This is a genomic window from Serratia sp. CoH_134_PS_4 (genome assembly GCF_058190535.1).
Genome location: NZ_JBXWKI010000001.1, coordinates 904,223 through 925,021, shown reverse-complemented (window position 1 = coordinate 925,021; position 20,799 = coordinate 904,223). Strand labels below are relative to the sequence as shown.

Below are 20,799 nucleotides of genomic sequence, written 5' to 3'. Positions count from 1 at the left end.
GTTATTTCCTCAACACGAAAAAATAATACCGCCCCGTAAGTTATAGCATTTTATGTATCAGTATGTAACCGCTTAACGTAGTCGTCATAGGTGACAATATCGACCTCCGGGGTTTTCCTCAGCGCGACCTCACCCAGCTTCTGTGCCAACAACAGTACATCCTTTTGATCCAGCGGGGTTATTAACGCAAAACTGTTGCTGCCCAGCTCATGTGGAACGCCTTGTTCGTCAGTCACTGACGTGACAAATCCCTGAAGGGTTAATTGTCCTGTTAGCTTGGCTAAATCAGCTAATCCTTCTTCCTGGTAGCGAAAAGTCACCACAAAACACGTCGTTGCAGATTGACTCATAAATCACCTCTTGGTATACGAGTAGCTTGAGAGTAGACCAAAAAAAGCGTACAGGCGTCCTTACAAGTTGTATATGCTACGCAACTCATTGAAAGGGGTGAAGGATTCTGTGAAAACAAAAATAGGTTGCCTGACGGCAATTTTGCTTTTGTCGGGGTGCGCCAAAGACCCGCAAAACGCAAACAATAATTTAAGCAGTGGCACATCGCGCGGTGGTTGGTTAAAGACCCCCCCGCAAGCTCCGGTTAACCGCACAGGGACACCGATAGCCTATAACGATTATATTCGTCAGGCCGCCAACAGTTATGGCGTTGACGAAACGCTGATTAAAGCGATTATTCAGGTGGAGTCCGGGTTTAACCCGAACGCAGTCAGCACCTCGAACGCAGTGGGGTTAATGCAGCTGAAACCTTCAACCGCCGGGCGTGATGCCTATCGTCTTAAAGGAAGAAGCGGGCAGCCAAGCTCGCGTGAGTTGAAGGATCCGGCGGTCAATATTGATCTGGGAACAGCCTATATCAATATTCTTCAAAGCCAGCAGCTAGCCGGGATCAATGATCCACAAACATTGCGTTATGCCACCATTGTTTCTTATGTGAATGGGGCCGGTGCCATGTTACGCACTTTCTCATCAGATAAGCGCGTGGCGGTAAACCGCATCAATCAAATGAGCCCGGATGAGTTTTATCAACACATCCAGAAAAAGCACCCAGCCCCGCAGGCGCCGCGCTATTTATGGAAAGTGACGACAGCCTACCAGGCAATGTCACCCTAGTTCAGATGTGGTTGATTAAACGGCCCCTTAATGGGGCCGTTTTTTTATCGGCGCGCAGTAAAATCGCGATACAACTCTCATTTTTCGTTATTTCCCATCCTGTTACCTAAAAAACCGCACAAATAGTTAAATTTACATTAACAGCCAAATCTTTACGTTCATTCAATAAGTTACCGGTAACATTTTTGCGTTTGCTCACTTTGTGGCCTTCAATAAATAGACAAATAGGTAACAATTTATGTTTAAAACCCGCATCGACCGCAAGGTTGAGGTTAAATAGTTGTGATTATCTTTGGATGGAATGTGATATGTCGGACGATAAAACTAACAATTCACGGCGCGATTTCCTGTTGAAATCGATGACTTTAATCCCCGCAGCGGTGATTGGCGGCAGTGGCGTTAGCGCGCTGACAGCCACCATGCCGGCGGTTGCGGCGACAGATACCCCTAAACAAAATGACTACCAGCCCACGTTCTTCACCCCGGAAGAGTGGGCGTTCGTCAAGGCGGCGACGGCACGGTTGATCCCTGCTGACGATCGCGGTCCTGGCGCATTGGAAGCCGGCGTACCGGAATTTATCGATCGTCAGATGAATACCCCTTACGCTACCGGTTCTATTTGGTACATGCAGGGACCGTTTAACCCGGATGTGCCGAAGGAAATGGGTTACCAGCTGCCGTTGGTGCCGAAGCAAATCTACAACCTCGGTATTGCCGATGCCGACGCTTACAGCAAGAAAACCGCCGGTAAAGTTTTTGCCGAATTAGACGCTGCGCAGCAGGACGCCATGCTGCAAAAGTTTGAGTCTGGTGATGCGGAATTCCAGCAGTTACCTGCCAAGTTGTTTTTCTCCTACCTGTTGCAAAACACCCGCGAAGGTTTCTTCAGCGATCCGATCCATGGTGGCAATAAAGACATGGTCGGTTGGAAGCTCATTAATTTTCCGGGCGCGCGCGCCGATTTTATGGACTGGGTCGAGCGAGGAGAGCGTTATCCCTTACCCCCGGTATCAATTCGTGGGGAGAGGGGTTAACAATGGCAACGGTAATGAAAAAAGTAGACGCGGTGATCGTCGGCTTCGGCTGGGTTGGCGCCATTATGGCCAAAGAACTGACCGAGGCTGGCCTCAACGTGGTTGCGCTGGAGCGCGGCCCGATGCGCGATACCTACCCGGACGGTTCCTACCCTCAGGTGATTGACGAACTGACCTATAATATTCGCCGCAAACTGTTCCAGGACCTGTCTAAAAGCACCGTGACGATTCGTCACAATACCAGCCAGACAGCGGTACCTTATCGCCAGTTGGCGGCGTTCTTGCCGGGTACCGGCGTGGGTGGTGCAGGTCTGCACTGGTCTGGGGTGCATTTCCGCATCGATCCTATCGAGCTGCGCATGCGTAGCCACTACGAAGAACGTTATGGCAAAAGCTTTATTCCGAAGGACATGACCATTCAAGACTTCGGCGTAACCTATGACGAGCTGGAACCCTTCTTCGACAAGGCCGAGAAAGTGTTCGGCACGTCCGGCACGGCCTGGACAGTCAAAGGCCAGAAGATGGCGACGAAAGGCGGAAACCCTTTTGCGGCGGACCGTTCAGACAACTTCCCGCTGACGGCGCAGAAGAATACGTTTTCTGCACAGCTGTTTGAGAAAGCGGCGCGGGACGTGGGTTATCACCCTTACAATCTGCCGTCAGCCAATACATCAGATTCCTACACCAACCCCTACGGTGCGCAGATGGGGCCATGTAACTTCTGCGGTTTCTGCAGCGGCTATGCCTGTTACATGTATTCCAAAGCATCGCCGAACGTCAATATCTTGCCGGCGTTGCGGATGGAGAAGCGTTTCGAGTTACGCACCAACGCCAACGTGTTGAAGGTGAACCTGACCGACGATAAATCTCGTGCAACCGGCGTGAATTATATCGACGCGCAGGGCCGTGAAATCGAACAGCCAGCCGAGTTGGTGATCCTGGGTGCGTTCCAGTTCCACAACGTTCACCTGATGCTGCTGTCTGGCATCGGCAAGCCTTACGATCCGGTGACCGGTGAAGGTGTGGTAGGGCGTAACTTCGCTTACCAGAATCTGACCACCATCAAGGCGTTCTTTGACAAGGACGTGTTTACCAACCCGTTCATTGGTGCCGGCGGTAATGGTGTAGGTGTGGACGACTTCAACGCCGACAACTTTGACCATGCTAAAGAAGGCTTCGTCGGCGGCTCGCCGTTCTGGGTCAACCAGGCGGGCACTAAACCCATCTCTGGATTGCCAACCCCTCCAGGCACTCCGGCGTGGGGCAGCAAATGGAAAGCGGCGGTGGCGGATGCCTATACCCATCATGTCTCGATGGATGCCCACGGCGCGCACCAGTCGTATCGCAGCAACTATTTGGATCTCGATCCTAACTACAAGAACGTGTTCGGCCAACCGCTGCTGCGTATGACGTTCGACTGGCAGGAAAACGACATCAAGATGGCGCAGTTCATGTTCGACAAAATGGCACCGATCGCCAAGGCCATGAACCCGAAACTGATCTCTGGCAGTCCGAAAAACGCCAACAGCCATTTTGATACGACCAGCTACCAAACCACCCATATGAATGGCGGCGCGGTAATGGGTGAAGATCCGAAAACCAGCGCGGTAAATCGCTATTTGCAAAGCTGGGACGTGCATAACGTGTTCTCGATCGGCGCGTCGGCGTTCCCGCAGGGGCTGGGTTACAACCCGACCGGCACCGTAGCCGCGTTGGCTTACTGGTCTGCACGCGCCATCCGCGAGCAGTATCTGAAAAACCCAGGCCCTTTGGTGCAGGCATAAGGACGGCGACTGATGAAAGCATTTGTTCCCGCACTGGTTCTCAGTGCACTGAGTTTCTCCGTCTGGGCGCAGGACACCACCGTCAGCAGTGAGCTGATCCAGCGCGGCGAGTATCTGGCGCGCGCCGGTGACTGCGTGGCCTGCCACACCAATGGTAAAAGCGGTAAAGCCTTTGCCGGTGGCCTGGCAATGGAAACGCCGATCGGTACCATTTACTCCACCAATATCTCGCCGGACAAGAAAACCGGTATCGGTGATTACAGCTTCGAAGAGTTCGACAATGCGGTGCGTAAGGGTGTCGCCAAAAATGGCAGCACGCTATACCCGGCAATGCCGTACCCGTCATTCGCGCTGGTGAAAGAGGACGACATGCGCGCCATGTACGCCTATTTCATGCACGGTGTGGAGCCGGTGGAGCAGGCCAATAAGGATTCAGACATCCCTTGGCCGCTGTCGATGCGTTGGCCGTTGAGCATCTGGCGTGGCATGTTTGCGCCGGCGCCTGCGGACTTTGTGGCTAATGCCAAGGCCGATCCCGTCATTGAACGTGGTCGTTATCTGGTGGAAGGTTTGGGGCACTGCGGTGCTTGTCATACGCCGCGTAGCAACACCATGCAGGAAAAGGCACTGAGCAATAACGACGGTGATAACTATCTGTCCGGCAGTAATGCACCGATTGATGGCTGGGTTGCATCGAGCCTGCGCGGTGACAATAAGGACGGGTTGGGGACCTGGAGTGAAGCCGAGCTGACCGAATTCCTGAAAACCGGTCGTAATGACAAGTCGATCGTCTTCGGCGGTATGAGCGACGTGGTTGAGCACAGCTTGCAGTACCTGAGCGATGAAGACCTGACGGCGATCTCGCGTTACCTGAAAACGCTGCCACCGAAAGATGGCAAGCAGCAGGCAGTGCCTGTCGAAGACAGTGTCGCCAAGGATCTGTGGCGTGGTAACGACAGCAAACCGGGGGCGGCGCTGTACGTCGATAACTGTGCAGCCTGCCACCGTACTGATGGCGTAGGCTACAAGCGCGCCTTCCCGGCGCTTAAAGGTAACCCGGTCGTGCAAACTGAAGACGCGACGTCGCTGATTCACATTGTGTTGACCGGCAACACAACGCCAGCGGTGAAAGGGGCTGTATCCAACATCACCATGCCACCGTTCGGTTGGCGTCTGAATGACCAGCAGGTGGCTGATGTGGTTAACTTCATTCGCTCAAGCTGGGGTAACAGCGCCAAGCCTATCAGCGCTTCTGACGTGGCCAGCGTGCGTAAAGACCGCTCGATGATCCGCGATGAGAAGGAGATGGGCAGCGCAGCGGTACCGGAACACCCGGACGCTAACAAGTAACGCCGACTGGGGCCTCGTAAGAGGCCCCAGCTTTTTGTGCTCCCCGTGGCGGTTTTTACCGCGATAATTGTTCACTAAGCAGACACTCAGCAAGCGAGAGATGGACCCGGACAGCATTTTTAATTATCCTTTGCCGTCCTTTTATCAGGTATGTGAATGAAATTCTGAGTTAATCCACTGATTATTATTAAAAATTCGCGGAGAAGGATATCCCGTTAGGCGCAATCGTTGTCGCCGCAGATTAAGGTAAGCTTTCCTATGAGTACGATTTCTCCCGATTCAGGTACGCTGGCTTCCGCCCAGCCGGCCAAATGGAATAAAACCGACACCCTCTGGATGTTTGGTCTCTACGCTACGGCGGTGGGTGCAGGTACACTGTTTTTGCCCATCAACGCCGGTTTAAATGGTCCGTTAGTGTTGGTGCTGATGGCGTTGTTTGCCTTCCCGTTGACGTATTTACCGCATCGCGCACTGAGCCGCTTTGTGCTTTCCGGCTCCAGCCGCGACGGCAATATTCATGATGTGGTGGTTGAGCACTTCGGCGTGCTGGCCGGTAAAATCATCATGGTGCTGTACCTGATGGCGTTCTTTCCGATTGTGTTGGTGTACAGCATTTCGATTACCAACGCGCTCGACAGCTTCCTGATTCATCAGTTTCATATCACGCCATTGCCACGTATCTGGTTGAGCCTGGCAGTCGTGGTTGTGTTGAATCTGGTTCTGTTGCGCGGCAAAGACGCCATTGTTTCGGCGATGGGGATGTTGGTGTTCCCGCTGCTGGTGTTTTTGATGGGGATTTCGTTGTACCTGATGCCCACCTGGCAAACGGCCAACTTTGTTAACGGACTGGCCAATACGCAATTCAACAGCCCTGATCTCTGGCATTCATTGTGGCTGGCTGTGCCGGTAATGGTCTTTTCTTTTAGCCATGCGCCGATCATTTCGTCGTTTGCTTCGACCCAAAAGAGTCTGTATGGCGATCTGGCTGAACGCCGCTGCGCACGTATCATGCGCTATAGCTATGTCCTGATCTGCGTCACGGTATTGTTCTTTGTCTTCAGCTGCGTGTTAAGCCTGTCTCATGAAGATATGCAACAGGCTAAAGAGCAAAACATCACCGTGTTGACTACGCTGGCGAATAAATTCTCTAATCCACTGATTGCCTATCTTGGCCCGATGATGGCGATGCTCGCGATGGCCAAGTCTTATCTGGGGACCTCTCTGGGGGTGACAGAAGGGGCGACCAGCCTGATTGACGGCCTGACGCGTGCGGTAGGTAAACCCTTAAGTTCGCGTATTACACACCGAATTTCCGCGGTGTTACTGTTCCTGCTGACGTGGGCGGCGACGGTCTGGAATCCGAGTGCGTTGCATATTATCGAAACCATCAGCGGCCCGCTCATCGCGGCGATCCTGTTTATTCTGCCGATGTATGCAGTGCGAGCGGTTCCTGCAATGCGCCGCTATCGCGCGTTAAGTAATGTCTTCGTACTGGTGATGGGGCTGATTGCGTTGTCGGCGTTGATCTACGGCCTGATTTAATCTCAATGGTGCGCCGGCTCCGGCGCACCAGCTTGTTCTTGTTCACATCTCTTTTCAATTAACCGAAAACTCGTCTGGCGTTCTCTTTGATAATGGGAGCAATTCTCATTATTATTTCTGGATTAATTTCCTACGCTAAGGAGTGTTACGTGCACCGTCGAATGACCCTGCTGGCTTTAGCCTGCGCCTGTGGTTTGTCTGCTCAGGCAATGGCGACCACTTATCCACTCACCCTGACTGATGCCGCCGGTCAAACCCTGACCATTAAGCAAGAGCCGAAACGCATTGTGGTGCAGGACGGTCGCGATATTTTGGCGCTGGCCTTGCTTGACCGCGCCGATCCCTTTACCCGCGTGGTGGCATGGAACAACCTGCTGAAGAAAAGTGATGGTGAGACCTGGAAAATCCTGCAGAGTAAGTGGCCCGGAGCAAACAACATTATTGATATGGGGTTTAGCGACAAGGGCGAGGTTAACCTGGAAAGCGTCATCGCCAAGCACCCTGACCTGATGGTAGCGCAGCTGCGTTCTAAACCGTCGCTGAGCCAGACTGGCGTGTTGGACAAGCTGCAAGCACTGAATATCCCGGTGTTGTTTATCGATACCATGCTAAAGCCAGTGGAGAATACCCCGAAGAGCATCACGTTATTGGGGGAAACGCTAAACCGTGAAAGTGAGGCGAAGCAGTACACCGACTTTTATCAGCAGCACTATCAGCACATCCTCGATAAAACCAAAACGGTAGAACCAAAGCCGCTGGTGTTTATTGAGGCGAAAGCCGGCCTGAATGGGCTGGAGTCTTGCTGTTTCACGCACGCGCATGTTGGTTGGGGTGGGATGATTGAGGCGGTAGGTGCACGCAACGTGGGTTCAGCACTGTTACCGGGCGCGACGGGTGATGTATCCCTTGAAAAAGTGATCAGCATGAAACCGGATGCCTATATTGTATCCGGCTCCCAGTGGGCCAGCAAAACCAACGCCGCAGTGCCTTTTGGCTATGGTGTGACGCAACAGCAGGTTGATGATGCGTTCAACAAAATGAAGCAACGCCCAGGCTTTGCCCAGCTTTCCGCGGTGAAAGAGGGGCGCTTCTATGGCATCTACCACAACTTCTACAATCATCCTTACAATATCGTTGGACTCGAGTATCTGGCGAAGTTTATCTATCCGACTCAGTTCAAGGATTTGGACCCGGCGAAAACCTACAGCGAGATCCTCAGTCGATTTACCGAAGTGCCGGAAGGCAAGGGGATTCTAGGCGCGCAGGCGCCGGCAGGTAAATAAGTGAAGCGGGCGCGGCAATCGCGCCCGTTTAACCGGTCAGGCGACGGCAGGGGTGTAAGTGGAGATGATCTCCAATATGCCGTTGATAATAAATTGCACACCCATACACACCAGCAGGAACCCCATCAGGCGTGATATTGCCTCAATGCCGCTTTGACCCACGAGACGCATGATAGCGCCGGAGCTGCGCAAGCAGGCCCACAGGATAACGGCGACCGTCAGGAAGATGGCTACAGGTGCTACCAGCAGTACCCAATGCGCAAATCCCAGGGTGTTTTCTTTAACGCTTGAGGCCGAACTGATGATCATGGCAATGGTCCCAGGGCCTGCGGTGCTGGGCATGGCTAGCGGGACAAAAGCGATATTGACGGAGGTTTTCTTACGCAATTCGTTGTTCTTGGTTTCAACCTCGGGCGCCTCTTCCGCGCGCTGTTGCGGGAACAACATACGAAAGCCAATGAATGCCACGATCAGTCCACCGGCAATACGCAAGCCGGGAATAGAAATCCCGAAAGTGTTCATGACTAACTGACCGGCATAGAACGCCACCGTCATGATGAAGAACACATAGACCGACGCCATCAGTGATTGTTGATTGCGTTCTTCACGCGTCATGTTACCCGAAAGACCGAGTAACAGCGCGACCGTAGTGAGTGGGTTGGCCAACGGCAGCAGTAGCACCAAACCCAGCCCAATGGCCTGGAATAACTGCAGAATACTCGTCATGGTTCAAACTTCCTGTTTTCAGTGAATGTTGTGACGCGGCATAGAGTCATCCCCTGGTTTGCCACCTGTTGAGGGGCAGTGGCAGGGGAATAGATCTGTAATATAGAGGAATGGTATTTGCAGCTCATTATCCTTGAGTGCTGGAAGGGGTCAGCTCAGGAACAGCGTCAGTGTTGGTATCATCGTCATTCACACAATCGCTGGTTATCTCTTGTGTATCTTCACACTCCATTGGCGGTTCGTTAACCGCAATGGCTCTTGGGTGGCGGTCTGCCCCCAAATGCAACAGCGCAAAAATAGCCACCAACACGATGCAGGCACCAACAAGTAATTTCAATAACCGGTTCATGATGCGGGATGCTGTCTCAACTCTGCCGTTAATGGCATCAGGATAGCGGGAGCGGAGCATGTTCGCCATAGCTGATTGACGCAATATTATTGTCTGTCTGCTCAGGACCCGTTTGGGGTTGGACACAAAAAATTATCGGTGAACAGATATATCTGCCTGAACCGGCTTATTTTAGTGTCATGACGCCTAGGGTCTTGCGTGCAGGAGAGGCTTTCTGGTGTAGAGAACCTAATTCATCGCTTATTCAAAGCCTGCCCAGAAACTCCGGGTAGATGGCGCGCTAATCATAGTGTTACACTGTTCGTTCCGTTATGGCGTCGCACCATGTCACATAGACATTATGTGTTCATGAGGGCATATATTCGGCAGGGTAAAGTTGAATAGCGTTCATAACATAATGTATTTAAACGATTTTGTATTTCTTCATGTGATCTGTCGTGTGGGTCACCACTGTAGATAAGGAATTATTAATGCCTGTTATTACTCTTCCTGACGGAAGTCAGCGTCATTTTGATCGTGCCGTTTCCCCCCTGGATGTTGCCCTTGATATCGGCCCTGGCTTGGCGAAGGCCTGTATTGCCGGCCGTGTAAACGGTGAACTGGTTGATGCCGGCGATCTGATCGAATCAGATGCGCAACTGGCGATCATCACCATCAAGGACGCCGAAGGTCTGGAAATCATGCGCCACTCTTGTGCGCACCTGTTAGGCCATGCGATCAAACAACTGTGGCCAGACACCAAAATGGCCATCGGTCCAGTGATTGACAACGGTTTCTACTATGACGTTGATATTGACCGTACCCTGACGCAGGAAGACCTGGATCTGCTTGAAAAGCGGATGCATGAGTTGGCTGACAAAGATTATGACGTCATCAAGAAAAAGGTTAGCTGGCAAGAAGCCCGCGACACCTTTGCTGCACGTGGCGAAAGCTACAAAGTGGCGATTCTGGATGAGAATATCAGCCATGACGACCGTCCTGGCCTGTATCACCACGAAGAATACGTCGACATGTGCCGCGGTCCGCACGTGCCGAACATGCGTTTCTGCCATCATTTCAAACTGCAGAAAACGTCGGGCGCTTACTGGCGTGGCGACAGCAAAAATAAAATGCTGCAGCGTATCTATGGTACTGCCTGGGCAGACAAGAAACAGCTGAATGCCTATTTGCAGCGTCTGGAAGAAGCGGCTAAGCGTGACCACCGCAAGATCGGCAAGCAGCTCGATCTGTACCATATGCAGGAAGAAGCACCGGGTATGGTGTTCTGGCACAACGACGGTTGGACCATTTTCCGTGAGTTGGAAGCCTTTGTGCGTATGAAGCTCAAAGAGTACCAGTATCAGGAAGTGAAAGGGCCATTTATGATGGACCGTGTGCTGTGGGAAAAAACCGGGCACTGGGAAAACTATAAAGACGCCATGTTCACTACCTCGTCGGAAAACCGCGAGTATTGCATCAAGCCAATGAACTGCCCGGGACACGTGCAGATCTTCAACCAGGGCTTGAAGTCTTACCGTGATTTGCCACTGCGTATGGGCGAGTTCGGCAGCTGCCACCGCAATGAGCCGTCAGGTTCTCTGCATGGCCTGATGCGTGTACGTGGTTTTACTCAGGATGACGCCCATATCTTCTGTACTGAAGAGCAGGTGCGTGCCGAAGTAAACGAATGCATCAGAATGGTCTATGATGTGTACGGCACTTTTGGCTTCGACAAGATTGCTGTGAAGCTTTCAACCCGCCCAGAGAAGCGTATCGGTACTGACGATATGTGGACGCGTGCAGAAGACGATTTGGCTGCAGCGCTGACTGAAAACGGGATTCCGTTTGAATATCAGCCGGGTGAGGGTGCCTTCTACGGACCAAAAATTGAATTTACTCTGCATGATTGTTTGGATCGTGCATGGCAATGTGGTACCGTGCAGCTCGATTTCTTCTTGCCGGGTCGTTTAGGCGCATCGTATGTTGGCGAAAACAACGATCGCGTGGTCCCGGTAATGATTCACCGCGCTATTTTGGGCTCCATGGAACGTTTCATCGGTATCCTTACCGAAGAATACGCAGGGTTCTACCCGACCTGGATTGCTCCGGTGCAGGTGGTGGTGATGAATATCACCGACAGTCAGTCTGATTATGTCCAGCAATTGACCAAAAAACTGCAGGACGCAGGTATTCGCGTGAAAGCGGACTTGAGAAATGAGAAGATTGGCTTTAAAATTCGCGAACATACTTTACGACGGGTTCCTTACATGTTGGTGTGCGGTGATAAAGAGGTCGAATCAGGCAAAGTTGCCGTTCGTACCCGCCGTGGCAAAGACCTGGGAAGCCTGGACGTAAATGAAGTCGTAGACAAGCTGCTGAAAGAGATTCGCAGCCGTAGTCTTCATCAACTGGAGGAATAAAGTATTAAAGGCGGAAAACGAGTTCAACCGGCGCGTCCTAATCGCATTAACAGAGAAATTCGCGCGCAAGAAGTTCGCCTAACCGGCGTCGATGGCGAGCAGATTGGTATTGTCAGTCTGAATGAAGCTCTTGAAAAAGCTGAGGAAGCGGGTGTTGATTTAGTAGAAATCAGCCCAAATGCCGAACCGCCAGTTTGTCGAATCATGGATTACGGCAAATTCCTCTACGAGAAGAGCAAGTCGACAAAAGAACAGAAGAAGAAGCAAAAAGTTATTCAGGTCAAGGAAATCAAATTCCGTCCTGGTACCGATGATGGCGACTATCAGGTCAAACTACGCAACCTGATTCGCTTTCTGGAAGATGGCGATAAAGCCAAAATCACCCTGCGTTTCCGTGGGCGTGAGATGGCGCACCAACAGATCGGTATGGAAGTGCTTAACCGCGTCCGTAAAGATCTGTGTGAAGACTCTGATTTGGCCATTGTCGAATCCTTCCCTACAAGGATCGAAGGTCGTCAGATGATCATGGTGCTCGCACCTAAGAAGAGACAGTAAGGCTTCCAAGTAATCGAACCCACGCAGCGCATGCGTTGTGTGGGTTTTATTCGCCTCACTGACTTGTTGTTTAACAATGCGAAGTGGATTTAATTAAAATGCCAAAGATTAAAACTGTACGTGGTGCAGCCAAACGCTTCAAAAAAACCGGCAGCGGTGGTTTTAAGCGTAAACATGCTAACCTGCGTCATATTCTGACCAAAAAAGCAACCAAGCGTAAACGTCACCTGCGTCCGAAAGGCATGGTGTCTAAAAACGATATGGTCCTGGTTGTCGCGTGCTTGCCGTACGCTTAAGCCATTTTTTTTGAATCTAGAATAAGACTTTAGGAGAGAGCATATGGCTCGCGTAAAACGTGGTGTAATTGCACGCGCACGTCACAAGAAAATTTTAAAACAAGCGAAAGGTTACTACGGTGCCCGTTCGCGCGTTTATCGTGTTGCCTTCCAGGCAGTAATCAAAGCAGGTCAGTACGCTTACCGTGACCGTCGTCAACGTAAGCGTCAGTTCCGTCAGCTGTGGATTGCACGTATTAACGCTGCTGCTCGTCAGAACGACATGTCTTACAGCAAATTCATTAACGGCTTGAAAAAAGCTTCTATTGAAATTGACCGTAAGATCTTGGCTGACATCGCAGTCTTCGACAAAGTGGCATTCTCTGCACTGGTTGAGAAAGCGAAAGCAGCACTGGCGTAAGTCAGTTATTAAAGAGGGAGCTTGCTCCCTCTTTAATCTTTGTTTTCAGCGACACACATTGACTTTTATTGACCGCCGCTATATCACTGGTGGACAATCATTGACCAGGTAATACAATCATGAAAGCTGCTATTTTTCGTTTCTTTTTTTACTTTAGCGCCTGAACTCAGGAGGCTTTGCGCGTAAGAAAAGAAACGAAAAGTAGCGCCTAAGCCTCCCTTGTGGAGGCTTTTTTGTTTTTGGCCGTCTTCGAAGCCGGGTTAAAGCGTTAAATGCTTTGAAGATGTGCTAAAGGCGTGTTCGAATAATAGATAACAATTACTTAGAGCCATATCGGCCAGAGGAAGAGGAAAGCAATGCCACATCTCGCAGAGCTGGTTGCCAATGCCAAGGCAGCCGTAGAAGATGCCCAGGATGTTGCCGCGTTAGATTTGGTACGCGTCGAATATTTAGGCAAAAAAGGTCATTTCACCTTGCAGATGCAATCGCTGCGTGACGTGCCGGCGGAAGATCGCCCGGCTGCCGGTGCGGTGATCAACCAGGCAAAACAAGCGGTGCAGGAAGCGCTGAACGCGCGTAAAAACACGCTGGAATCTGCCGCATTGAACGAACGTCTGGCCGCAGAAACCATCGACGTCTCTTTGCCGGGCCGCCGCATGGAAAACGGTGGATTGCATCCGGTGACGCGCACCATCGACCGTATCGAAGCCTTCTTCGGTGAGTTAGGTTTCTCCGTGGAGACCGGGCCGGAAATTGAAGATGACTATCACAACTTCGACGCGTTGAATATTCCGGGTCATCACCCGGCGCGCGCCGATCACGATACCTTCTGGTTCGACGCCACACGCTTACTGCGCACACAGACATCCGGCGTGCAGATCCGCACCATGAAGAACCAGCAGCCGCCAATCCGCATTATTGCACCGGGCCGTGTGTACCGTAACGATTACGACCAGACACATACCCCGATGTTCCATCAGATGGAAGGCCTGATTGTTGATAAAGACATCAGCTTCACCAACCTGAAGGGGACATTGCATGATTTCCTGAATAACTTCTTTGAAGAAGACTTGCAGGTTCGTTTCCGTCCGTCTTACTTCCCGTTTACCGAGCCTTCCGCTGAAGTGGATGTGATGGGTAAAAATGGCAAGTGGCTGGAAGTGCTGGGCTGCGGCATGGTTCACCCGAACGTGCTGCGCAATGTGGGCATCGATCCGGAAATTTATTCCGGTTTCGCTTTCGGTATGGGTATGGAGCGTCTGACGATGCTGCGTTACGGTGTTACCGATCTGCGTGCATTCTTCGAAAACGATCTGCGTTTCCTCAAACAGTTTAAGTAAGGCGGGAATATCACATGAAATTCAGTGAACTCTGGTTGCGCGAGTGGGTAAACCCGGCCATCAGCAGCGAAGCATTATCCGATCAAATTACCATGGCCGGCCTGGAAGTGGACGGCGTGGAGCCTGTCGCGGGTGCCTTTAACGGCGTGGTCGTGGGCCATGTTGTGGAGTGCGGTCAGCATCCGAACGCGGACAAACTGCGCGTAACCAAGATTAATGTGGGTGGTGACCGTCTGCTGGACATCGTCTGCGGCGCACCAAACTGCCGCACTGGCTTGAAAGTGGCTGTTGCTACCGTGGGCGCAGTGCTGCCAGGCGACTTCAAAATCAAAGCTGCGAAACTGCGTGGCGAACCTTCTGAGGGTATGCTCTGTTCGTTCTCCGAACTGGGGATTACCGACGATCACGACGGTATCATTGAGCTACCGGAAGACGCGCCAATCGGGACAGATATTCGCGAATATCTGCAGCTGAACGACAACGCGATCGAAATCAGCGTCACGCCGAACCGTGCCGACTGCCTGGGTATTATTGGCGTTGCACGCGATGTTGGCGTTTTGAATCAGGTCGCGTTGACCGAACCGGATATGAGCTCGGTAGCCGCAACTATCAATGATACATTGCCAATCCGTGTTGATGCGCCTCAGGCGTGCCCGCGTTATCTTGGCCGCGTAGTAAAAGGCATCGACGTTAAGGCTGCCAGCCCACTGTGGATGCGTGAAAAACTGCGTCGTTGCGGTATCCGCTCCATTGATGCTGTGGTTGATGTGACCAACTATGTACTGTTGGAACTGGGGCAACCCATGCATGCCTTCGACCTGAGCCGCATTGAAGGCGGTATCGTGGTGCGTATGGCAAGCGAAGGCGAAACCCTGACGCTGTTGGACGGTAACGAAGCGAAGCTGAACGCCGATACTTTAGTGATTGCCGATCACCAGAAAGCCCTGGCGATGGGGGGCATCTTCGGTGGTGAACATTCCGGTGTTAACGAATCCACCCAGGATGTGCTGCTGGAGTGCGCTTTCTTTAGCCCGTTGTCCATTACCGGACGCGCACGCCGTCATGGCTTACACACTGACGCATCACACCGTTACGAGCGTGGCGTTGATCCTGCGTTGCAGTATAAAGCAATGGAGCGAGCGACTCGTCTGTTGATTGATATCTGCGGCGGTCAGGCTGGCCCTGTGATTGATGTAACCGCTGAAAGCGAGCTGCCAAAACGCGCCACCATTACGTTGCGTCGTGAAAAACTGGATCGCCTGATTGGTCACGTTGTGCCAAGTGAGCAGGTAAGCGACATTCTGCGTCGTTTGGGTTGCCAGGTGACCGAGCAGGGCGATAACTGGTTGGCGGTTGCGCCTAGCTGGCGTTTTGATATGGAAATCGAAGAAGACCTGGTGGAAGAAGTGGCCCGTGTTTACGGCTACAACAATATTCCTGACGTCCCGGTACGCGCTGACCTGATCATGACCAAGCATCGTGAAGCGGATCTGACGTTGAAGCGTGTGAAGACCATGTTGGTCGATCACGGTTATCAGGAAGCTATCACCTATAGCTTTGTTGATCCTAAAGTTCAGGCCTTACTGCACCCTGGCGAAGACGTCTTGATTCTGCCAAGCCCGATTTCGGTCGAAATGTCTGCGATGCGTCTGTCTCTGTGGACCGGTTTGCTGTCTGCGGTTGTCTATAACCAGAATCGTCAGCAAACTCGCCTGCGCCTGTTTGAAAGCGGCCTGCGCTTTGTGCCTGATACTGCGGCAAATCTGGGTATCCGTCAGGACGTCATGCTAGCTGGGGTGATTGCGGGCCATACGCATGAAGAACATTGGGATCTGGCGCGTAAGCCTGTCGACTTCTATGATTTAAAAGGGGATCTGGAGTCTGTTCTGGAGCTGACCGGTAAATTATCTGAAATTCAGTTCAAGGCAGAGACTCATCCAGCATTGCACCCGGGGCAGAGTGCGGGCATTTATTTCCAAGGTGAACCTGTAGGTTTCATCGGTGTAGTTCATCCGGAACTTGAACGTAAACTGGATCTTAACGGCCGAACAGTGGTGTTCGAACTGGAGTGGAACAAGGTCGCAAGCCGCGCCGTGCCTCAGGCGCGAGAGGTTTCTCGCTTCCCGGCAAACCGCCGTGATATCGCTGTTGTGGTGGCTGAAAACGTCCCCGCAGAAGATATTTTGGCAGAGTGTAAGAAAGTTGGCGCAAATCAGGTAGTTGGCGTAAACTTGTTTGATGTGTACCGTGGCAAGGGCGTGGCAGAGGGTTATAAGAGCCTGGCTATCAGTCTGGTATTGCAGGATACCGCTCGTACACTGGAAGAAGAGGAGATAGCCGTTACCGTTGCAAAATGTGTAGAGGCTCTAAAACAGCGATTCCAAGCATCCTTGAGGGATTGAACCTATGGCGCTTACTAAAGCTGAAATGTCAGAACACCTGTTTGAAAAGCTTGGGCTTAGCAAACGGGATGCCAAAGACCTGGTAGAACTGTTTTTCGAAGAGGTACGTCGTGCTCTTGAGAACGGTGAGCAGGTAAAACTGTCAGGTTTTGGCAATTTTGATTTGCGTGACAAAAACCAACGTCCGGGGCGTAACCCGAAGACCGGCGAGGATATTCCGATTACGGCGCGCCGCGTGGTCACTTTCCGTCCGGGACAAAAGCTGAAAAGTCGGGTAGAGAACGCAAGCCCGAAAGAGTAAGTTACGTGAAACCAAAAAAGGCCGCTTTTGCGGCCTTTTTCTTTTTGTGTATTAAATTCGGTTTATTCTTAAATTAAGGCGGAAAAACGAATTAAAAAATTAAGTTTCATTGGTTTTTTTAAATCCAAAATAATATATCGTTTGCGGATTATTCTTATGGTTATTTTTAACTTCGCATTACCATAAATAAAAGGGGCCGAAGCCCCTAATAATTAATAATGGTTGTAGTAGTGGCCAGGGCCACCACCGCCTCGGTGTCCACCACCGTAAGGTCCGTAGCAACAGGCGCTAAGCGCCGTGGCCAGCACGGCAACGGTCAGCAGCAGTACAATACGCTTAATCATAATAATATCTCTCTGGTGGGTGTTGGTTGAATTATAAATGTCGGTAGGGTACGCAGTACGTCAGTTATTCGTTAAACGTTGTTAGCAGCTATAATTATTTAAATAACGAAAAGTTGACTGTATGGATTGTGTAAAGGAGATGAAAACGATCTGAAAATAGGCTTTGGTGAGATAGGCGCAAAATAAACGCACTGATATAAACACCACAGCGAGAAAATAAAGTAGGAGCGTAAAATGAAAAAGATCCTGTTGCTGGTGTGTTTACCGCTGCTGCTGCCGCTGGTTGCAAAGGCGGATGTCTCTATCGATATCAATGTACCGGGTGTTGCGGTGCATTTGGGGGATCAGGACCGTCGCGGCTACTATTGGGATGGATACGACTGGCGCCCACCACAATGGTGGCATGAACACCAGGGACGCGGTATTGGCGAACGAAACAACCGCGGTATGTATTGGGATGGTGGGCGTTGGCAACCCTCGCCGCCGCGCGGAAATGATCACCGTGGCCCTGAGCGAGGGGGTAACCCGTTCCACGGTGAGCGTGATCATCGTGATAACGGCAATCATCATGACAATGGCGACCGCGATAATGGCCGCGATCGTGACAATGGTCACGGCAAACCCTATCCGCAAAACAATAACGACCCTCGCCGCTAATTGATTTAACGGCGGCTAATCTTGCCATCACCTGAGGGTTGTGGGCAGGATTAGCCGCTGTTTTCCTGCCGTAATCCTTATGCAATGCTTTCCCTTCTGAGGCTAACCCCCTAATATTTGACCCAGACGTCAATTATTCGGCCGCTGATCACGGCCAGCAGGGAACCGCCACACTTATGTCAACCCGCCAGACTTTTACCTTATTGCTGCACAAACAGCGTCATCGCGATAAACGGCATCTCATGGTGTTGGCGTTGGGCGTTGCCGTTGCTTTTGTTTTCAGCCTCAGTGCCGGTGATATATGGCTTTGGCCCACGCAGTGGTCGAGTGAAACGGCGCAGCTCTTTGTCTGGCAATTACGCTTGCCCCGTGCGCTGGCGGTGATGTTGGTCGGGGCGAGCCTGGCGGTTGCGGGTGCGGTAATGCAGGCACTCTTTGAGAATCCGTTGGCCGAACCGGGTTTGCTGGGGGTGGCAAATGGCGCGGGTGTGGCGTTGGTGCTAACGGTGCTGTTGGGCAACGGCCTGCTGCCGGTGGCGATGATGAGCCTGAGCGCTATTGCCGGTGCATTGATAATGACTTTCCTGTTGCTCAGTTTTGCGCGGCGCAAGCGCTTGACCAATGCGCGTTTACTGCTGGTCGGCGTTGCCCTGGGCATTCTGTGCAGTGCCGTGATGACCTGGGCGGTGTATTTCAGTTCCAGTCTGGATTTGCGCCAACTTATGTATTGGATGATGGGAGGGTTTGGCGGCGTTGACTGGCGACAGAAGTGGCTGGTATTGGCGCTGTTGCCCGTGTTGTTGTGGTTGTGCGTTCAGGGCAAGGCGCTGAACTTTATGGCGCTGGGGGAAGTGCAAGCTCGCCAGCTTGGCCTTTCTTTGCACCTCTGGCGCAACCTGCTGGTTTTAGCGATCGGCTGGCTGGTGGGGGTTAGCGTCGCCTTGGCGGGGGTGATCGGTTTCGTCGGGTTAGTGATACCGCATATACTGCGTCTGAGTGGCCTGACCAACCAACGTTATTTATTGCCCGGCTGCGCGTTGGCGGGCGCCGGCGTGTTGCTTGCGGCCGATGTCATGGCTCGTATTACTTTGCTGTCGGCTGAATTACCCATTGGTGTGGTGACCGCTACGTTGGGTGCACCTCTATTTATCTGGTTACTGATCCGGGTAAAAAGCGTAAGGTAGTTTCTCTGTTCATCTGCAAGCAAAACAAGAGGATAAAATCCATGGCTCAACCGATTTATGACATTCCACTGAATACCATCCAAAACCAGCCCACCACGCTGGGTACGTATAAAGGCCGCGTGTTACTGGTGGTGAATGTGGCATCAGAGTGCGGCTTGACGAAACAGTACGAAGGACTGGAAGCCTTATATGAAACCCACCGGGAGCAAGGTTTTGAAGTCCTGGGCTTTCCGTCTAACGAGTTCCTTGGGCAGGAACCAGGAAGCAACGAAGAGATCCTGGCTTTTTGCCGTGGCACCTTTGGCGTCCAGTTCCCGATGTTTGCCAAACTCGAAGTCAACAGTGAAAACCGGCATCCATTGTATCAGGCGCTGATCGCTGCAGAACCTCAAGCCGTTGCACCACAGGGCAGTGAGTTCCTGGCACGCATGAGCAGCAAGGGCCGGGCACCGAAGCAAACCGGCGATATTTTGTGGAACTTTGAGAAATTCCTGATCGGGCGCGATGGCACTGTGATCCAGCGTTTCTCCCCGGACACAACGCCGGAAGATCCGATCTTGGTTGCTGCGGTTAAACAGGCGTTGGCCGAAAAATAAAGAGGGAGTGGTAATTAAGCATGCTGCAACTCAGTCAGGTTGGGGTAGAAGGGCGTTTTACGCCGTTTTCAGCACAGGTCGATGCTGGGTTGCAGTTTCACCTTATTGGTCCGAATGGCGCCGGTAAAAGCACGCTGCTGGCGCGACTGGCGGGTATATTGCCGGGTACAGGTGATATCTTGCTCGCCGGGAAACCATTGGAAGACTATCAGGGCCATGAGTTGGCGTTGCGCCGTGCCTATTTGAGCCAGCAACAGCCGCCGGTCGCGCTGATGCCCGTATTCCAATATCTGGAACTGCACCGCCCGGCGGGGGCCGAGGAAGAGGCTCTGGAAAGTACCCTTCTTTATCTCTGTCAGCGTCTGAAACTGATGGATAAATTGTCCCGCATGTTGACACAACTATCCGGCGGGGAGTGGCAACGGGTGCGGCTGGCGGCGGTATTGTTGCAAGTCTGGCCGACGGTCAATCCGCGGAGCCAACTGTTGTTGCTGGACGAACCGACAAACAGTCTGGACGTGGCGCAGAAGGTTGCCCTGGATAGGTTGCTGCGGGAGTTTTGCCAAAGTGGGCGCAGTGCATTAGTTTGCGCGCATGACCTCAACCATACCTTGCAGCAGGCCGACCGAGTTTGGTTATTGCATGCAGGCCGTTTGGTTGCCCAAGGAGCCACGCAGGAAGTGATGGAGCCGTTATTGCTTTCAACAATTTATGACGTGGATTTTCACTTGCAGGCGGTTGGCGATCAACGCTGGATTATGACCAAAACTGCATAGTCCGTTAGCACGGTTAAAATTCACCCTAAACGAAAATTAAACGGACCCGATATAAATAGCGAGATAACGGTCGGCGTTATTTCCCTTTTTGCTTAAAATTGTCTGTCCAATCTTGAAAACCGTCGCTGACGTGCTACGATGATTAAGTTCAAAAATAATAAGTAAATAATTATAAATTACTATAACTAATTGATTATCAAATCAATTTGATTTTATGATGATGGCCCTCGCAGATCAGATAGTTAACTGATAATAAATCGCATCTTAAGGTTTAGTTAAGCTTGCGGCCGTACATTGGCAGTTAATCAACCAGGAACGATTCTCTCTGGCGTTTAATATCCGTTAAATAAAAGAGA

The 20,799-nt window shown here is 51.8% G+C and carries 22 protein-coding genes and 1 other annotated feature; of the genes, 18 read left to right on the top strand and 4 right to left on the bottom strand.

All coding sequences use genetic code 11. The annotated features are described in order from the left end of the window. Positions 1-50: 50 nt before the first annotated feature. Entirely contained in the window at positions 51-350 is a 300-nt protein-coding gene (gene ghoS / locus AC2FCQ_RS04260; RefSeq protein ID WP_209633000.1) for a type V toxin-antitoxin system endoribonuclease antitoxin GhoS, read from the bottom strand. 109 nt (positions 351-459) lie between these two features. Here ghoS and AC2FCQ_RS04255 point away from each other — a divergent pair, with 109 nt between their 5' ends. From AC2FCQ_RS04255 to AC2FCQ_RS04230, 6 genes are all read left to right on the top strand, one after another. Continuing rightward, complete coding sequence (locus tag AC2FCQ_RS04255; RefSeq protein ID WP_209633001.1) at positions 460-1,125, top strand: transglycosylase SLT domain-containing protein; 666 nt, start codon at positions 460-462, stop codon at positions 1,123-1,125. Between the two features lie 308 nt (positions 1,126-1,433). After that, a complete protein-coding gene (locus AC2FCQ_RS04250; protein ID WP_209633002.1) occupies positions 1,434-2,159 on the top strand; it encodes a gluconate 2-dehydrogenase subunit 3 family protein in 726 nt (241 codons plus the stop codon). 2 nt (positions 2,160-2,161) lie between these two features. Continuing rightward, positions 2,162-3,943 carry a GMC family oxidoreductase gene (locus AC2FCQ_RS04245; protein WP_490307619.1) on the top strand — a complete coding sequence of 594 codons (1,782 nt, stop codon included), beginning with the start codon at positions 2,162-2,164 and terminating at the stop codon, positions 3,941-3,943. 12 nt (positions 3,944-3,955) lie between these two features. Continuing rightward, on the top strand, positions 3,956-5,293 hold the full coding sequence (locus tag AC2FCQ_RS04240; protein WP_490307618.1) for a c-type cytochrome: 1,338 nt from the start codon (positions 3,956-3,958) through the stop codon (positions 5,291-5,293). A 258-nt stretch (positions 5,294-5,551) separates the two neighbouring features. Then, positions 5,552-6,835, top strand: a complete 1,284-nt coding sequence (locus tag AC2FCQ_RS04235; protein ID WP_209633005.1) for an SLC5/6 family protein — start codon at positions 5,552-5,554, stop codon at positions 6,833-6,835. A gap of 149 nt (positions 6,836-6,984) precedes the next feature. Beyond that, the gene (locus AC2FCQ_RS04230; RefSeq protein ID WP_209633006.1) at positions 6,985-8,118 is read left to right on the top strand and encodes an ABC transporter substrate-binding protein; all 1,134 of its coding nucleotides are present in this window, start codon (positions 6,985-6,987) and stop codon (positions 8,116-8,118) included. Between the two features lie 36 nt (positions 8,119-8,154). Here AC2FCQ_RS04230 and AC2FCQ_RS04225 read toward each other — a convergent pair whose 3' ends face one another. After that, entirely contained in the window at positions 8,155-8,844 is a 690-nt protein-coding gene (locus tag AC2FCQ_RS04225; protein WP_209633007.1) for a MarC family NAAT transporter, read from the bottom strand. 127 nt (positions 8,845-8,971) lie between these two features. Beyond that, complete coding sequence (locus AC2FCQ_RS04220) at positions 8,972-9,181, bottom strand: hypothetical protein (protein ID WP_265556159.1); 210 nt, start codon at positions 9,179-9,181, stop codon at positions 8,972-8,974. A 482-nt stretch (positions 9,182-9,663) separates the two neighbouring features. Between AC2FCQ_RS04220 and thrS the strand changes: the two genes are divergently transcribed. The 8 genes from thrS (at position 9,664) to ihfA (ending at position 16,886) form a co-directional block, all read left to right on the top strand. Then, on the top strand, positions 9,664-11,592 hold the full coding sequence (gene thrS, locus AC2FCQ_RS04215; RefSeq protein ID WP_209633009.1) for a threonine--tRNA ligase: 1,929 nt from the start codon (positions 9,664-9,666) through the stop codon (positions 11,590-11,592). 3 nt (positions 11,593-11,595) lie between these two features. Beyond that, complete coding sequence (gene infC / locus AC2FCQ_RS04210) at positions 11,596-12,147, top strand: translation initiation factor IF-3 (protein WP_013812633.1); 552 nt, start codon at positions 11,596-11,598, stop codon at positions 12,145-12,147. Positions 12,148-12,245: 98 nt separating this feature from the next. Next, positions 12,246-12,443: a 50S ribosomal protein L35 gene (rpmI, locus tag AC2FCQ_RS04205; protein WP_004943591.1), complete on the top strand. Its 198-nt coding sequence runs from the start codon at positions 12,246-12,248 to the stop codon at positions 12,441-12,443. Between the two features lie 43 nt (positions 12,444-12,486). After that, positions 12,487-12,843: a 50S ribosomal protein L20 gene (gene rplT, locus AC2FCQ_RS04200; RefSeq protein WP_020826620.1), complete on the top strand. Its 357-nt coding sequence runs from the start codon at positions 12,487-12,489 to the stop codon at positions 12,841-12,843. Between the two features lie 115 nt (positions 12,844-12,958). Beyond that, positions 12,959-13,081, top strand: a sequence feature (Phe leader region). Further along, positions 12,963-13,007, top strand: a complete 45-nt coding sequence (pheM, locus tag AC2FCQ_RS04195) for a pheST operon leader peptide PheM (RefSeq protein WP_130383008.1) — start codon at positions 12,963-12,965, stop codon at positions 13,005-13,007. Its footprint overlaps the feature before it by 45 nt. 118 nt (positions 13,082-13,199) lie before the next feature. Next, a complete protein-coding gene (pheS, locus tag AC2FCQ_RS04190) occupies positions 13,200-14,183 on the top strand; it encodes a phenylalanine--tRNA ligase subunit alpha (RefSeq protein WP_037418571.1) in 984 nt (327 codons plus the stop codon). Between the two features lie 14 nt (positions 14,184-14,197). Then, positions 14,198-16,585, top strand: a complete 2,388-nt coding sequence (gene pheT / locus AC2FCQ_RS04185) for a phenylalanine--tRNA ligase subunit beta (RefSeq protein WP_209633010.1) — start codon at positions 14,198-14,200, stop codon at positions 16,583-16,585. A 4-nt stretch (positions 16,586-16,589) separates the two neighbouring features. Continuing rightward, a complete protein-coding gene (ihfA, locus tag AC2FCQ_RS04180) occupies positions 16,590-16,886 on the top strand; it encodes an integration host factor subunit alpha (protein WP_004943604.1) in 297 nt (98 codons plus the stop codon). A 212-nt stretch (positions 16,887-17,098) separates the two neighbouring features. Here the strand turns inward: ihfA and AC2FCQ_RS04175 are convergent, their stop codons facing one another. Further along, a complete protein-coding gene (locus AC2FCQ_RS04175) occupies positions 17,099-17,230 on the bottom strand; it encodes a hypothetical protein (protein WP_265556156.1) in 132 nt (43 codons plus the stop codon). Positions 17,231-17,464: 234 nt separating this feature from the next. Between AC2FCQ_RS04175 and AC2FCQ_RS04170 the strand changes: the two genes are divergently transcribed. The 4 genes from AC2FCQ_RS04170 (at position 17,465) to btuD (ending at position 20,443) form a co-directional block, all read left to right on the top strand. Further along, positions 17,465-17,887 (top strand): DUF2502 domain-containing protein, encoded by a 423-nt coding sequence (locus AC2FCQ_RS04170; RefSeq protein WP_209633011.1) that lies wholly within the window; start codon positions 17,465-17,467, stop codon positions 17,885-17,887. 176 nt (positions 17,888-18,063) lie between these two features. Continuing rightward, entirely contained in the window at positions 18,064-19,071 is a 1,008-nt protein-coding gene (gene btuC, locus AC2FCQ_RS04165; protein ID WP_209633012.1) for a vitamin B12 ABC transporter permease BtuC, read from the top strand. 41 nt (positions 19,072-19,112) lie between these two features. After that, positions 19,113-19,667 (top strand): glutathione peroxidase, encoded by a 555-nt coding sequence (locus tag AC2FCQ_RS04160; protein ID WP_209633013.1) that lies wholly within the window; start codon positions 19,113-19,115, stop codon positions 19,665-19,667. Positions 19,668-19,687: 20 nt separating this feature from the next. Then, a complete protein-coding gene (btuD, locus tag AC2FCQ_RS04155) occupies positions 19,688-20,443 on the top strand; it encodes a vitamin B12 ABC transporter ATP-binding protein BtuD (RefSeq protein WP_209633014.1) in 756 nt (251 codons plus the stop codon). The last annotated feature ends 356 nt before the right edge of the window (positions 20,444-20,799 follow it).

Excerpts from the sequence above, each read along its gene's own strand:
- btuC (WP_209633012.1), top strand. The coding sequence starts at position 18,064 with ATGTCAACCCGCCAGACTTTTACCTTATTGCTGCACAAACAGCGTCAT.
- AC2FCQ_RS04235 (WP_209633005.1), top strand. The coding sequence starts at position 5,552 with ATGAGTACGATTTCTCCCGATTCAGGTACGCTGGCTTCCGCCCAGCCG.
- ghoS (WP_209633000.1), bottom strand. The coding sequence starts at position 350 with ATGAGTCAATCTGCAACGACGTGTTTTGTGGTGACTTTTCGCTACCAG.
- ihfA (WP_004943604.1), top strand. The coding sequence starts at position 16,590 with ATGGCGCTTACTAAAGCTGAAATGTCAGAACACCTGTTTGAAAAGCTT.
- pheT (WP_209633010.1), top strand. The coding sequence starts at position 14,198 with ATGAAATTCAGTGAACTCTGGTTGCGCGAGTGGGTAAACCCGGCCATC.
- AC2FCQ_RS04245 (WP_490307619.1), top strand. The coding sequence starts at position 2,162 with ATGGCAACGGTAATGAAAAAAGTAGACGCGGTGATCGTCGGCTTCGGC.
- rpmI (WP_004943591.1), top strand. The coding sequence starts at position 12,246 with ATGCCAAAGATTAAAACTGTACGTGGTGCAGCCAAACGCTTCAAAAAA.
- AC2FCQ_RS04250 (WP_209633002.1), top strand. The coding sequence starts at position 1,434 with ATGTCGGACGATAAAACTAACAATTCACGGCGCGATTTCCTGTTGAAA.
- rplT (WP_020826620.1), top strand. The coding sequence starts at position 12,487 with ATGGCTCGCGTAAAACGTGGTGTAATTGCACGCGCACGTCACAAGAAA.
- AC2FCQ_RS04225 (WP_209633007.1), bottom strand. The coding sequence starts at position 8,844 with ATGACGAGTATTCTGCAGTTATTCCAGGCCATTGGGCTGGGTTTGGTG.
- btuD (WP_209633014.1), top strand. The coding sequence starts at position 19,688 with ATGCTGCAACTCAGTCAGGTTGGGGTAGAAGGGCGTTTTACGCCGTTT.
- AC2FCQ_RS04160 (WP_209633013.1), top strand. The coding sequence starts at position 19,113 with ATGGCTCAACCGATTTATGACATTCCACTGAATACCATCCAAAACCAG.
- AC2FCQ_RS04240 (WP_490307618.1), top strand. The coding sequence starts at position 3,956 with ATGAAAGCATTTGTTCCCGCACTGGTTCTCAGTGCACTGAGTTTCTCC.
- AC2FCQ_RS04175 (WP_265556156.1), bottom strand. The coding sequence starts at position 17,230 with ATGATTAAGCGTATTGTACTGCTGCTGACCGTTGCCGTGCTGGCCACG.
- pheS (WP_037418571.1), top strand. The coding sequence starts at position 13,200 with ATGCCACATCTCGCAGAGCTGGTTGCCAATGCCAAGGCAGCCGTAGAA.
- AC2FCQ_RS04170 (WP_209633011.1), top strand. The coding sequence starts at position 17,465 with ATGAAAAAGATCCTGTTGCTGGTGTGTTTACCGCTGCTGCTGCCGCTG.
- thrS (WP_209633009.1), top strand. The coding sequence starts at position 9,664 with ATGCCTGTTATTACTCTTCCTGACGGAAGTCAGCGTCATTTTGATCGT.